This is a genomic window from Castellaniella daejeonensis, assembly GCF_039523555.1.
GTDB lineage: Bacteria > Pseudomonadota > Gammaproteobacteria > Burkholderiales > Burkholderiaceae_B > Castellaniella > Castellaniella daejeonensis.
On record NZ_BAAAFN010000006.1, the window covers coordinates 460408 to 472525 of the forward strand.

The window sequence follows — 12118 nt, forward strand, 5'->3', positions numbered from 1 at the left end:
GGAAGATTCCTTTGCTGTGGATGGGATTCGCCGCCCGGACAGCCCTGGCGGGGGGCGGGCCGGGGCTCAGCCCGCTGCGAGCAGGCGGCGGAAATCCACGAAATAGTCCGGATAGGTCTTGCTGACGCAGCCCGGGTCCAGGATGGTCACCGGCACGGGTCCGAATGCCGCCAGCGAGAAGCACATGGCCATGCGGTGATCGTCGTAGGTGCGGATCTCGGCGGCGCGCCAGTCCGCGGCCTGCAGGGGATGCACCGTCAGGCTGTCGGCATCGGATTCCACGCGCGCGCCCAGGCGGGCCAGTTCGGCATGCATGGCGGCGATGCGGTCGGTTTCCTTGACCCGCCAGCTGGCGATGTTGCGCAGCCGGCATGGGCCGTCCGCATACAAGGCCAGCACGGCGGCGGTCATGGCGGCGTCGGGAATCAGGTTGAAGTCCCGGTCGAAGGCCCTGAGCCGCTCGCCATCGGCCACCGCGCGGCCCCGCACCACCAGCGCACCGGCCTCGCGTTCCACCTGTGCGCCCATGGCTTCGACCACCTCGGCGAAGGCCACGTCGCCCTGGATGCTGTCGCCGCCGACGCCCTCGATGCGGACGGGACCGCCCGCGATGGCGCCCAGCCCCAGGAAATACGAGGCGGACGAGGCATCGCCTTCTATCCTGTAGTGGCCCGGGGCGCGGTAGCGGGCATCGGCCGGAATGACGAAGCGTTCCCAGCCCTCGCGCCCGACGCGCACGCCAAAGCGCTCCATCAGGTTCAGGGTGATCAGGATGTACGGTTTCGAGATCAGCGGGCCGTCCAGCTCGATGACGACGTCATGGCCAGACCGCCGGGCCGCGATCGGCGCCGCCATCAGCAGCGCCGTCAGGAACTGGCTGGACACCGAACCCCGCACCCGCACGGGGCGCTGCGCATCCAGGGGCCCCAGGCCGATGCGCAGGGGCGGATAGCCTTCCTGGCCGGCATAGGCGATCTCGCAACCCAGGCCCCGCAGCGCCTGCACCAGGTCGCCGATGGGCCGTTCGTGCATGCGTGGCACACCCGACAAGTGGTAATCGCCGCCCATCACGGCCAGGGCGGCCGTCAGCGGCCGAAAGGCCGTGCCCGCATTGCCCAGAAACAGTTCGGCCTGTTTCCGGGGCCATTCGGCAGCGCCGGCCAGGCTCACCCGCCCCGGGTTATCCTGGCGCAGGTCCAGCCCCAGGGTTCGCAAGGCATCCCGCATGACCCTGGTGTCGTCCGAATCCAGCAGTCCCTCGAGCTCGGTTTCGCCTTCGGCCAGCGCCGCCAGCAGCAGCGCCCGATTGGAAATGCTCTTGGATCCCGGCAATGTCACCGTGCCGCGCGCGTGCACGGCCGGCTCCAGCAGCAGGGAAGGTTCGCGCACGGCGGCGCCTGTCGTATTCATGGCATCTGGCTCCTGCCGCCCCAGAACCGGCGGGCAAGCGCTGCCTGCTCGAGCAATGTCTCGAGCGCAGCGGGATCGGTGTCGCCTTCCAGGGCAGCCCGCAGCAGTTGCAGTGCCTGGTCGAAATCGTCCAGTTCGCGCAGCACCGCCGCCCGGTTGGAAAGAAAGATGTCGCGCCAGACCTCGGCGGAGCCCGCGGCGATCCGGGTGAAGTCGCGGAAACCCGTCCCGGCCAGGTTCAGGCGCGTGTCGGCGTCATCGGCCCGGATGACCTGGGTCATGTAGGCAGCCGCGAGGAAATGCGGCACATGGCTGACGGCTGCCAGCGCCCGGTCGTGGGCCTCGGGCGTCATCAGGGAAACGCGCGCGCCGCAGGCCTCCCAGACCCGGATCAGGCGATGCTGCAGCACGCCCGGGGTATCGTCGAAGGGGGTCAGCACGACCTTGCGGCCGTGGTAGAGCATGGGATCGGCCGCCTCGGGGCCGGCCATCTCGGAGCCGGCAATGGGATGGCCCGGAATGAACTGCGCATGGCGTTCGCCCAGGATTTCCTGGGCCAGCCGCGCCACATCGGCCTTGGTGCTGCCGGCGTCGGTGACCAGGGTGTCGGGTCGCAGCAGGGAGGCCAGATCCCGCAGGATCGGCGCCATGGCGCCCACCGGAGTGGCGAGGAAGATCAGGTCGGCCTCGGCCGCCGCCTGGGCCAGGCTGGCAACATCGTCGATCAGGCCCAGGCTGCGCGCCCGCTGGAGCGAAGCCGGGTTGCGTCCGACCCCGAGCACCCTGCCCGCCTGCCCGACCCGCCGCAAGGCCGCCGCGAACGAACCGCCGATCAGCCCCGTGCCGACGATGGCCAGCACCGGAACCAGAGGCTGCCCGCCGGGATCGCCGTTCATGCCTGCAACACGGCCTTCAAGGCGTCGAGGAGGCGGGCGTTTTCCTCGGGCAGGCCGATGCTGACCCGCAGATGCTCGGGCAGGCCGTCGCCGGCCACCGGCCGCACGATCACGCCGCGGCGCAGAAGCTCGCCATTCACGCGCGCGGCATCGCCCACCCTGACCAGCACGAAATTCGTGTAGCTGGGCACGAAATCCAGACCCAGCGCGGCGAAGCCTTCCTGCAGCTGCGCGCGGCCCGCCCGGTTCAGGGCATAGGTGCGGGCCAGGAAATCGGTGTCGGCCAGGGCGATGCGCGCGGCGAGCTGGGCCAGGACGTTGACATTGAAGGGCTGGCGGACCCGGTTGAGCAGGTCGGTGAGCGCCGGCTGCGCCAGGGCATAGCCGACCCGCAGGCCGGCCAGGCCGTAGGCCTTGGAGAAGGTGCGGGTGACGATCAGGTTGGGGAATTCGCGCACCCACCGGACGCTGTCGGATCGCGCCTCGGGATCGAGGTATTCGTCATAGGCTTCGTCCAGCAGCACGACGACGCGGTCCCCGTGCCGTTCCCGGACGGATTCCAGGAAGGCCAGCACGCGATCGCCGGGCTGATGGGTGCCGGTGGGGTTGTTCGGATTGGCGATGAACACCAGCCGCGTGTCGTCTGCGATCGCCGCCAGCATGGCATCCAGGTCGTGGCCGTAGTCGCGCGCCGGCACCATCAGGTGGCGCGCGCCCCGTGCCTGGGTGCAGAGGCGGTAGACCACGAAGGCGTGCTGCGCATAGACGGCCGACGTACCCTCGTCCAGCAGGGCCAGGGACGCGAGTTCCAGCAGGTCGTTGGAGCCGTTGCCCAGGGTGATCCAGTCGGCGGGCATATCGTGGTGCGCCGCCAGGGCTGCCTTCAGGTCGAAGCCGTTGGCATCCGGGTAGCGGCCGTGCAGCGCGCCGGCGGCCTCGGAAAGCGCCGCACGCACACGGTCCGAGCAGCCGAGCGGGTTTTCGTTGGAAGCCAGCTTGATGATGCCATCCGGGTCCAGCCCATATTCGCGGGCAAGTTCCTCGATGGGTTTTCCGGCCTGGTAGGGAGCGATGGCCCGGATATGGGCGGGCGCCAGGGTGTTTGTCATGAAGCGGGCCTCACTGCCTGGGATAGGATCCCAGGATCTTGAAGAAGGCGACCTGCTGGCGCAGTTCGGCCAGTGCCTGGGCAACGGGCTCGTCATCTCTGTGGCCCAGCAGATCGACATAGAAATAGTATTCCCACTGCCCCGTGCGGGCGGGACGCGACTCGAGGCGCGTCATGGACACGCCATGCCGGGACAGCGGCGCCAGCATGTCGTAGACGGCGCCGGCGCGGTTCGGCACGGCCAGGACCAGGCTGGTCTTGTCGCGGCCGGTGGGGCCGGCATCGCGCAGGCCGACGGCCACGAAGCGGGTCTGGTTCTGGGGGTCGTCCTGGATCCCGCTGGCCACGGCGCTGAGCCCCCAGGCAGCAGCGGCCGCGTCTCCGGCGATCGCCGCGCACGTGGGGTCTTCGGAAGCCATGCGCGCCGCCTGGGCATTGCTGGCGACGGGCAGGCGTTCCAGCCCGGGATGATTGCGGCTGAGCCAGGCCTGGCATTGGGCCAGGGCCTGCGGATGCCCCAGCACCCGGGTCACGCCTTCCAGCCCGCCGGTCAGGGTGAGCAGGTTGTGGTGGATGCGGATGGTGCGCTCGCCGAGCACCTTGAGCGAGGAATTCAACAGCAGGTCCAGGCTGCGGTTGACGGCACCCTCGGTGGAATTTTCCACCGGCACGATGCCGACGTCCGCCTGGCCCGCCTCGACGGCGCGGAATACCTCGTCGAAGGACTCGCAGCGCAGGCCGTTGATGGCATGGCCGAAATGCTCGTAGGCCGCCTGCTCGGAAAACGAGCCCTGCGGACCCAGGAAGGCGGCGGTCAGCACGCTTTCCAGGCCGCGGCAGGTGGAAATGATCTGGCGCCAGATGGCGGCCACGGCTTCTTCGGGAATGGGGCCGGGATTTTCCGACTGCAGGCGCCGGATGATCAGGGCCTCGCGCTCCGGCTTGAGGATTGCCCCCCCGGCATCGAAGGCCTGCTTGACTTCGCCGACTTCCAGGGCTGCGCGGGCGCGCTGGTTGAGCAGATCGAGGATCTGCGTATCCAGCGCATCGATGCGGCGGCGCAGGGGTTCCAGCCTGGACTGGAGTGTCTCTTCATCCGCCATGCCGGGCCTCGAAGTCCTTGAGGAAATCGATCAGGGCCTGCACGCCTTCCATGGGCATGGCGTTGTACAGCGACGCCCGCATGCCGCCCACGGCCTTGTGGCCTTTCAGGGCCAGCAGCCCGGCGGCCTCGGATTCGGCCAGGAATGCGGCGTTCAGCGATTCGTCGCGCAGGAAGAACGGCACGTTCATGCGCGACCGACAGGACGGCGCGATGCGGTTTTCGTACAGATCGGAGTTGTCCAGGTAGTCGTACAGCGCACGCGACTTGGCTTCGCTGGCGGCATCCATCGCCGCAACCCCGCCCTGGCGCAGCAGCCACTTGAAGACCAGGCCCGCCACGTAGATGGCATAGGTCGGCGGCGTATTGAACATGGACTGGGCGCCCGCCACATTGGCATAGTCGAACACCGAGGGGCAATACGGCAGCGCATGGCCGATCAGGTCCTTGCGCACGAAGGTCAGCGTCACCCCGGCCGGGCCGGCGTTCTTCTGCGCGCCGGCATAGACCATGCCTACCCGCGAGAAATCGATGGGGCGGGACAGGATGTTGGACGACATGTCGGCCACCAGGGGTACGTCGGGTGCGCCCAGGGCGGCCATGTCGGGCATGACGGGCTGCTCGATCCCGCCAATGGTCTCGTTGGCGCACAGGTGCAGGTAGGCCGCATCGGGGCGGACCTGCCACTGCGCCTGGTCAGGCAGCCAGCACCAGGAGCCGAAGCGGCGCCCGTCGATGACGGTTTCGGATTCGGCTGTGGCGGCCACGGCGATGTCGCCGTAGCGGGCAGCCTCGTTGAAGGACTTGCGCGCCCAGTGCCCGCTCAGCACGTAGTCCGCCCGGCCCCGGCCCCCACGGCCGATCAGGTTCAGCGGCACGATGGCATTCTGGGCCGATGCACCGCCCTGCATGAAGAGGACCTCGAAATCATCCGGCACCGACAGCAGTGCGCGCAGGTCGGCCTCGGCCTCGTCGCGGATGCGGCTGTAGTGCTTGCCGCGATGGCTCATTTCCATGACCGAGGTGCCGCTGCCGTGCCAATCGCACATTTCCTCGGCGGCCTGCTGCAGGACTTCGAGCGGCAGGGTGGAAGGCCCGGCGGCAAAATTCCAGGGGCGGCTCATGATGCCTGATCCTCGTCGGTTTTGGGTTGGGCCGGGTCTTCAGCCGGCTGGGCGCCATCAGCGGGCGGATCTTCCGGGCCGCCGGGCTCGTCGTCCTCGTCGGCATCGCTTTCGACCACGCGGCGCACCCCCGACAGCAGGCTGTCGTCATCCACGTTGATCAGCGTGACCCCCTGGGTGGCGCGGCCCATCTCGCGGATCTCGGAGACCCGCGTGCGCACCAGCACCCCGCCGGTCGTGATCAGCATGATCTCGTCTTCGGGCTGCACCAGCACGGCGCCGACGACCTTGCCGTTGCGCGCCGAAGTCTGGATGGCGATCATGCCTTTTGTGCCGCGCCCGTGGCGCGTGTATTCGACAATGGGCGTGCGCTTGCCGTAGCCGTTCTCGGTGGCGGTCAGCACGCTCTGGCTCTCGTCCTCGGCCACCAGCAGGGCGATCACCGACTGCCCGTCTTCCAGCGACATGCCGCGCACCCCGCGCGCCGTGCGGCCCATCGGGCGCACGTCGTTTTCGTCGAAGCGCACGGCCTTGCCGGCATCCGAGAACAGCATCACGTCGTGCTGGCCGTCGGTCAGCTCGGCGCCGATCAGGAAATCGCCCTCGTCCAGGCCGACCGCGATGATGCCGGCCTTGCGGGGGTTGGAGAAATCGGACAGCGGGGTTTTCTTGACCGTCCCGCGCGAGGTGGCCATGAAGACGTAGTGGTCGTCGCTGAAGGCCTTGACCGACAGCACCACCGTGATGGTCTCGCCGTCGATCAGCGGGAACATGTTCACGATGGGCCGGCCGCGCGAATTGCGCGAACCCTGGGGCACTTCCCAGACCTTGAGCCAATAGACGCGCCCGCGGTCGGAGAAGCACAGCAGGTAGTCGTGCGTGTTGGCGATGAACAACTGGTCGATCCAGTCGTCTTCCTTGGTGGCGGCGGCCTGCTTGCCACGGCCGCCGCGCTTCTGGGCCCGGTACTCGGACAGCGGCTGGCTCTTGATGTAGCCGCTGCGCGACAGCGTCACCACCATGTCCATGGGGGTGATGAGGTCCTCGGTCTCGAGCTCGGTGGCGTTGTATTCGATTTCCGAGCGGCGGCGGTCGTTGCTGGCGTTGGAGAATTCCGCGCGGATCGCCTGCAGTTCATCGCCGATGATCGTGGTGACCCGTTCCGGACGGGCCAGGATGTCCAGCAGATCGGCGATGGTGTCCATGACCTCGCGGTATTCGCCCACGATCTTGTCCTGCTCCAGGCCGGTCAGGCGCTGCAGGCGCATGTTCAGGATTTCCTGGGCCTGGACTTCGGACAGACGGTACTGGCCATCGGCCTGCAGGCCGTAATGCGCATCCAGCCCTTCGGGACGATAGGCCGCGCGCCCGCCCGAGGCCACATTGGCGTCCGCGCGCTCGAGCATTTCGCGCACCAGGGACGAATCCCAGCTGCGATCCATCAGCGCCTGGCGCGCCACCGGCGGCGTGGGCGCTGCCTTGATGATGGCGATGAAGTCGTCGATGTTGGCCAGGGCCACCGCCAGGCCTTCCAGCACGTGGCCCCGTTCGCGGGCCTTGCGCAGCTGGAAAATGGTGCGGCGGGTGACGACCTCGCGGCGATGCTGGAGGAAATATTCCACCATCTGCTTCAGGTTCAGCAGGCGCGGCTGGCCATCGACCAGCGCCACCATGTTCATGCCGAAGGTTTCCTGCAGCTGGGTGTTCTTGTAGAGGTTGTTCAGGACGACCTCGGGAACTTCGCCGCGCTTGAGCTCGATGACCAGGCGCATGCCGTCCTTGTCCGATTCGTCGCGGATGTCGGAAATGCCCTCGATCTTCTTTTCATTGACCAGATCGGCGATGCGCTCCTGCAGGGATTTCTTGTTCACCTGGTAGGGAATGGCATCGACGACGATGGCCTGGCGGTTGCCGCGTTCCATGTCCTCGAAGTGAACCTTGGCGCGCATGATCACCCGCCCGCGCCCGGTACGGTAGCCTTCGCGCACGCCCGCCATGCCGTAGATGATGCCCCCGGTGGGGAAATCCGGCGCCGGGATGCGCTCGATCAGTTCGTCGACGGTGCAATCGGGGTTGCGCAGACAGTACAGACAGCCTTCGACGACCTCGGACAGGTTGTGCGGAGGAATGTTGGTTGCCATGCCCACCGCGATCCCGGCACTGCCGTTGACCAGCAGGTTCGGCAGGCGCGACGGCAGCAGCAGGGGTTCCTGTTCGCTGCCATCGTAGTTGGGGCCGAAGTCCACGGTTTCCTGGTCGATGTCGGCCAGCAGTTCGTGGGCGATCTTCGACAGGCGGACTTCGGTGTAACGCATGGCCGCGGCGTTATCGCCGTCGATCGAGCCGAAGTTGCCCTGGCCGTCGACCAGCATGTAGCGCAGCGAGAAATCCTGGGCCATGCGCACGATGGTGTCGTAGACCGCGGAATCGCCGTGGGGGTGATATTTACCGATCACGTCCCCGACGATACGCGCGGATTTCTTATAGGCGCGGTTCCAGTCGTTGTTCAGCTCGTGCATGGCGAACAGCACCCGCCTGTGCACGGGCTTGAGCCCGTCGCGCACGTCAGGCAGGGCGCGCCCCACGATCACGCTCATCGCGTAATCCAGGTAGCTGCGCCGCATTTCGTCTTCGAGCGAAATGGGCAGCGTCTCTTTGGCGAAAGAATCCATGGCGTATCCGAAAAACCTTTCAGGCTTGAATGACTGGACCAGGCGGCCCCGGCAGACGAATGGCAAACCGCGCCGCAGGCACATTACATGCAGTGCCCGCGGGCACTGAAAGGCATCGCCCGTCTGCCCGGTACCGGGCCAATCGGTGATTCTATCATTCGCCCCACGGCCCCTGGCCGGCGCCCACGAACGGACCACTCAGTCCCGGCGGAAGCAGCATCCGGATCGGGAGCGATGCCCGGATGTTGCGAAAAGCCTACACCCGGACGTATCGATCCTTGGAAAACGCGTCCAGAGGGCATGTGAGGAGCTTTGTGCTTAACCCGGCAGGGGAAAATGCCTTAAGATTTCGGCTAACACGCATGAAACCCAGCGCAACTCTGAGCATTCCAGCTCGACATTGCTATACTGGAAGCGTTCTTTCGATGTGCGGCGGGGGTTCGCTGCGGTCACTTTCAAGCATCATGCTCAAACGAGGAGAAACATGAACAAACCCTCCAAAATCGCTATTGGACTCGCCATTGCTGCCATGGCCGCCGTCGGCACCGCCTCGGCTTCCGACAACTGGACCAACGTTGACGGCCATGTCTGGAAAGACGCGAGCGGCGAAAACTGCTGGCGCGATGCATTCTGGACGCCCGCCACCGCTGCCGAAGGCTGCGGCAAGCCCGTCGCCGAAGCGCCCGTCGTCGCCCCGACCGCCAGCAAGGTCGTCCTGAACGCCGACACATTCTTCGACTTCGACAAGTCCACCCTGAAGCCCGAAGGCAAGCAGGTCCTGGACCAGGTCGCCCAGCAAGCCGGCTCGATCAACCTGGAAACGGTCATCGCCACCGGCCACACCGACTCCATCGGCACCGAAGCCTACAACCAGAAGCTGTCCGAGCGCCGCGCCAACACGGTCAAGCAGTACCTGATCAGCAAGGGCGTGCCGGCTGACCGCATCTACGCCGAAGGCAAGGGCGAACTGCAACCCGTCGCGTCCAACAAGACCCGCGAAGGCCGTGCCCAGAACCGCCGCGTGGAAATCGAAATCGTCGGTACCCGCAAGTAATTCCGCTGGCCGCACGAAACCGCCGCGCGCCCCGCGCGCGGCGGATACAATAGGGCTCCGTTCAACGGAGCCCTGTTTTTTTGGTGTCTTCTGGAGCCCACCCCATGCATGCAGCCAATGCCGACCCGGCGGAACTCGACAAATTCAGCGCATTCGCCTCCAGCTGGTGGGATCCGCAAGGCGATCTGAAGACCCTGCACGACATCAATCCGCTGCGCCTGGACTGGATCCGGTCCCAGGCCGGCCCGCTGGAAGGCCTGCGGGCGCTGGACGTGGGCTGCGGCGGCGGCCTGCTGGCCGAAGCCATGGCGGCCGAAGGCGCCCAGGTCACCGGCATCGACCTGGCCAAGCAATCCCTGCAGATCGCGCGTCTGCATGGTCATGAATCCGGCGTCCAGGTGCACTATGAATGCACCAGCGCCGAGGACTACGCACAACAGCAGGCGGGCCAGTTCGACCTGGTCACCTGCATGGAACTGCTGGAACACGTGCCTGACCCGGCGTCGGTCGTCGCCGCCTGCGCCCGGCTGGTCCGCCCCGGGGGGCTGGTGTGCTTTTCCACCCTGAACCGCAACCCCAAGTCTTTCCTGCTGGCCATCGTGGCCGCCGAATACGTGATGCGCATGCTGCCCCGGGGCACCCACAGCTACGAGCATTTCATCACGCCCAGCGAACTTGCCGCTGCCGCGCGCGCTGCGGGCCTGGAAGTCTCGGGGCTGTCCGGCATGAGCTACCAGCCCCTGACCCAGCGCTACAGCCTGACCACGGACACCGGCGTCAACTACCTGATGGCCGCCCGGCGTCCGGAATGACCATGCCGAACCGTCTCGTCCTGTTCGATTTCGACGGCACCCTGGCCGACACGGCACCCGACCTGGCCGCCGCCGCCAACCGGCAGCGCCACTACCGGGGCCTGCCCCCCCTGCCCTACGAGGCCTTGCGCCCCTACGCCTCGCACGGTGCGCGCGGCCTGCTGAAGGCCGCACTGGGCCTGGATGCCAGCTCCGATGAATACGAGGCGTCCCGGGAAAGATTCCTGCGCGACTACGCCGATGCCATGCTGGTGCGCACCCGGCTGTTTCCCGGCATCCCCGAACTGCTCGATCTGCTGGGCGGCCAGGCCTACGGCTGGGGCATCGTCACCAACAAGGTCGAATCGCTGGCCCTGCCCATCGTGCACCACCTGGGTCTGCAGGACCGCTGCCTGGTGACCGTGGGCGGCGACACCACCCCGCACACCAAGCCGCATCCCGAACCCTTGCTGCACGCCGCCCGCCAGGCCGGCGTCGCACCCGAATACTGCATCTACATCGGCGACGACGAGCGCGACATCGTGGCTGGCCAGGCTGCCGGCATGGCGACCGTGGCCGCCGCCTACGGCTACTGCTCGCTGGACGATCCGTCGCGCTGGGGCGCCGACGCCGTTGCCGGCACCCCGGCCGAACTCTGGCCCCTGATCGAGCGCTGGACGGGAGGCGGCCTGGGGCCCGCCCGCACCGCTCAGGAAGCCGTGTGAACGGCTGCGCCCGAACCGGCCGCCGTGAACAGCACGTCGGTCGATGAATTCAACGCCGTCTCGGCGGAATCCTGCAGCACACCGATGATGAAGCCCACGCCGACGACCTGCATCGCCAGGTCGTTGGAGATGCCGAACAGGCTGCAGGCCACCGGAATCAGCAGCAGCGAGCCCCCCGCCACGCCCGAAGCGCCGCATGCGCAGACCGCGGCCACGATGCTGAGCAGCAGCGCCGTGGGCAGGTCCACTGCGATTCCCAGGGTGTGGACGGCCGCCAGCGTCAGCACCGTGATGGTGATCGCGGCCCCGGCCATGTTGATGGTCGCCCCCAGGGGAATGGACACGGAATAGGTGTCTTCTTCCAGACCCAGCTTGCGGCACAGGGCCATGTTGACCGGGATGTTCGCCGCCGAACTGCGGGTGAAAAAGGCGGTGATGCCCGATTCGCGCAGGCAGGTGAATACCAGGGGATAGGGGTTGGTCCGCAGCCGCAGGAACACGATGAGCGGGTTGACCACCAGCGCCACGAACAACATGCAGCCCAGCAGCACCATCAGCAGCTGGGCGTAGTCCATCAGCGCGCCGAAGCCGGTTTCGGCCATGGTCGAGGCGACCAGCCCGAAGATCCCGATGGGTGCGGTACGGATGACCGCCTTGACGATGTATGACAGCCCCGCAGCCAGGTCCGCCATCACTTGCCGGGTCGAATCGCCCGCATGGCGCAGTGCAAGGCCCAGGCCGATCGCCCAGGCCAGGATGCCGATGTAATTGGCCTGGATCAGGGCACGCACCGGGTTGTCCACCACGCTGAGCAGCAGGTTGCGCAGGACCTCGATCACGCCGCTGGGCGGGTTGAGCGCGGCATCGCCCAGCTGCAGGCGGATGGTCAGGGGAAACATGAAGCTGGCCCCTACGGCGACCGCCGCCGCCGCGAAGGTGCCGATCAGGTACAGGACCAGGATCGGCCCCAAGCGCGCCTGGGAACCTCGCTGATGGTTGGCGATCGATGCAGCCACCAGCGCGAAGACGAGGATCGGCGCGATGGATTTCAGCGCCGTGACGAACAGGCCGCCCAGCAGGCCGACGGCCTGCGCCGCATCAGGCGCCACCAGCGCCAGGATCACGCCGGCCGCCAGGCCGAACAGAATCTGCGTCACCAGGCTGCCATTGCTGACGAACTGGAGCAAGGGGTTGGGTTTGTTCAGGACGTGGGACGTCATCAGGTACTCCGAGAAA

General features: G+C 67.1%; 10 protein-coding genes. 3 read left to right on the forward strand and 7 right to left on the reverse strand.

Going from position 1 to position 12118, the window contains the following annotated elements:
* Positions 1 to 66 precede the first annotated feature (66 nt).
* From aroA to gyrA, 6 genes are read right to left on the reverse strand one after another with little or no spacing between them, the layout of a single operon-like run.
* A complete protein-coding gene (gene aroA / locus ABD022_RS04085; RefSeq protein ID WP_343820143.1) occupies positions 67 to 1410 on the reverse strand; it encodes a 3-phosphoshikimate 1-carboxyvinyltransferase in 1344 nt (447 codons plus the stop codon).
* Positions 1407 to 2306 carry a prephenate dehydrogenase gene (locus ABD022_RS04090; RefSeq protein WP_343820145.1) on the reverse strand — a complete coding sequence of 300 codons (900 nt, stop codon included), beginning with the start codon at positions 2304 to 2306 and terminating at the stop codon, positions 1407 to 1409. Before ABD022_RS04090 ends, aroA begins: the two co-directional genes overlap by 4 nt.
* On the reverse strand, positions 2303 to 3415 hold the full coding sequence (gene hisC / locus ABD022_RS04095) for a histidinol-phosphate transaminase (protein ID WP_343820146.1): 1113 nt from the start codon (positions 3413 to 3415) through the stop codon (positions 2303 to 2305). The genes ABD022_RS04090 and hisC overlap by 4 nt, the downstream gene beginning before the upstream one ends.
* 10 nt (positions 3416 to 3425) lie before the next feature.
* Positions 3426 to 4517, reverse strand: a complete 1092-nt coding sequence (gene pheA, locus ABD022_RS04100) for a prephenate dehydratase (RefSeq protein WP_343820147.1) — start codon at positions 4515 to 4517, stop codon at positions 3426 to 3428.
* Positions 4507 to 5640, reverse strand: a complete 1134-nt coding sequence (serC, locus tag ABD022_RS04105) for a 3-phosphoserine/phosphohydroxythreonine transaminase (RefSeq protein ID WP_425545197.1) — start codon at positions 5638 to 5640, stop codon at positions 4507 to 4509. The genes pheA and serC overlap by 11 nt, the downstream gene beginning before the upstream one ends.
* Positions 5637 to 8312 carry a DNA gyrase subunit A gene (gyrA, locus tag ABD022_RS04110; protein ID WP_343820149.1) on the reverse strand — a complete coding sequence of 892 codons (2676 nt, stop codon included), beginning with the start codon at positions 8310 to 8312 and terminating at the stop codon, positions 5637 to 5639. Before gyrA ends, serC begins: the two co-directional genes overlap by 4 nt.
* 484 nt (positions 8313 to 8796) lie before the next feature.
* Between gyrA and ompA the strand changes: the two genes are divergently transcribed.
* From ompA to ABD022_RS04125, 3 genes are all read left to right on the forward strand, one after another.
* Positions 8797 to 9366: an outer membrane protein OmpA gene (gene ompA, locus ABD022_RS04115; RefSeq protein WP_325125446.1), complete on the forward strand. Its 570-nt coding sequence runs from the start codon at positions 8797 to 8799 to the stop codon at positions 9364 to 9366.
* A 104-nt stretch (positions 9367 to 9470) separates the two neighbouring features.
* The gene (ubiG, locus tag ABD022_RS04120; protein ID WP_343820152.1) at positions 9471 to 10178 is read left to right on the forward strand and encodes a bifunctional 2-polyprenyl-6-hydroxyphenol methylase/3-demethylubiquinol 3-O-methyltransferase UbiG; all 708 of its coding nucleotides are present in this window, start codon (positions 9471 to 9473) and stop codon (positions 10176 to 10178) included.
* A gap of 2 nt (positions 10179 to 10180) precedes the next feature.
* Positions 10181 to 10882 carry an HAD-IA family hydrolase gene (locus tag ABD022_RS04125; RefSeq protein WP_325125441.1) on the forward strand — a complete coding sequence of 234 codons (702 nt, stop codon included), beginning with the start codon at positions 10181 to 10183 and terminating at the stop codon, positions 10880 to 10882.
* Here the strand turns inward: ABD022_RS04125 and sstT are convergent.
* Positions 10867 to 12102 (reverse strand): serine/threonine transporter SstT, encoded by a 1236-nt coding sequence (gene sstT, locus ABD022_RS04130; protein WP_325125439.1) that lies wholly within the window; start codon positions 12100 to 12102, stop codon positions 10867 to 10869. The genes ABD022_RS04125 and sstT overlap by 16 nt on opposite strands.
* Positions 12103 to 12118 lie beyond the last annotated feature (16 nt).